Origin of the sequence: Ruminococcus sp. CAG:379 (genome assembly GCF_000434255.1) — a bacterium.
GTDB classification, from domain to species: domain Bacteria; phylum Bacillota; class Clostridia; order Oscillospirales; family Ruminococcaceae; genus Ruminococcus_F; species Ruminococcus_F champanellensis.
The window spans coordinates 2,742-4,085 of sequence record NZ_FR894901.1 but is presented as its reverse complement, the minus strand read 5'-3'; the positions used below and the strand labels follow the sequence as shown (position 1 = coordinate 4,085).

Genomic DNA, 1,344 nt, shown 5'->3' with positions numbered 1-1,344 from the left:
TGGCACTGTTCAGCGGATCAGACGAGGCGCATCTGCGACAGCAGATTGCCGCCGCCGGTTATCAGGATGGGGATCGGCTTACTGTTGATCTCCAGGCCCCCTGCCGTACCTATTTGGTATATCGGGGGCAGGAGGACTGGTGCCGTCAGACGGATCCGACTGCCCGGCTGCCTGTGTGCCGGGTGGGGAAGCCGGGCAAGACCCTGTTTCTGTTTCCCGGAAACGGAATCCATCAGAAAAATATGCTTGCCACCCTGAGGCAGGTCAGTCCCTATTTTGAACAGACTCTGGGAGAGCTTGCCGCTTTGGCAAAACCGTATACGCCGGTGGAACTGCTGGACGAAACGCAGGAGAACCCTCTTGTGAATCAGCTGCGTGTGTATGCATCCGAGCTGGCGATTGCAGGCTTCTGGACAAGACTGGGCTGTCCGCCGGATGCAGTAATCGGTCACAGCATGGGAGAGTATGCAGCCGCAGTCTGTGCCGGATATCTGTCTCCGGCGGATGGTTTTTTCCTGCTGGCAAAGCGGGACGCACTGATGCAGGAGATGGTGCCCCATGCACTGGCAGCGGCGGAAACCACCCCTGACCGGATCCTGCAGCTGGGACAGAATGGGGGGATCCCCCTGGAGATTGCCGGATACAATGCGCCGGAGGTGGTCACGGTCTGCTGCCCCGGCAGTCAGCTGCATCAGCTGAACCAGCTGTGCAAGGAGGCAGGGATCCGACTGAGCATCATCAATCCCGATCACGGGGGACATTACAGCGGACTGGAGCAGGGAGCAGCCCGGCTTGCTGCGCTGGCGGCACAGGTTCCATTTCACAAGCCCCTTCGGCGGATGCTTTCAACGGTCTGTCCGGATGGAAGCTGCACACCGGCGGAGCCTGCATACTGGGGGGCACATATGTGCCGACCAGTGCAGTTTCAGCAGGCGCTGGATATGGTGCAGAAGGAAACACTGGGCAGAGTCATCGACCTGGGGGTATCGCCGGTGCTGCTGAGCATGGCGATGAAAAACCTTGGGAATCTCCGTTGTGCCTGGATTCCCACTGTCCGGGCAGGAAGAAATTACAGACGGTACATTCTGGATGCAGTGGGAACAGCATTTCTTTCCGGTGTCTGCATCCCACCGGACGCATTGGATTCGGGCGGCAGCCTGACTATGAAAGGATGATATAATGGAAGGACAGCAGAAGTATTACGTGGATGAAAACGGACAGTGGGAGTTCCCCCTGGGACTGCGGCAGCTTGCCATGGTTCAGATGGATCTGAACGGCAGAAACAAGTACGGTCAGGACAGCGGCGTGGGCAATGTGGGAAACGGCCTGCGGATGCGGTTTTCC

Annotated in this window: 1 protein-coding gene (cut by a window edge); it reads left to right on the top strand. The window is 58.6% G+C overall.

What is annotated here, in order from left to right; genetic code table 11:
- On the top strand, nt 1-1,175 hold the 3' portion of the coding sequence (locus tag QVO51_RS07190) for an acyltransferase domain-containing protein (protein ID WP_022357832.1). It extends 46 nt beyond the left edge of the window; only the last 1,175 of its 1,221 coding nucleotides appear in the window; its start codon lies off the left edge, out of view; it ends in the stop codon at nt 1,173-1,175.
- Nucleotides 1,176-1,344 lie beyond the last annotated feature (169 nt).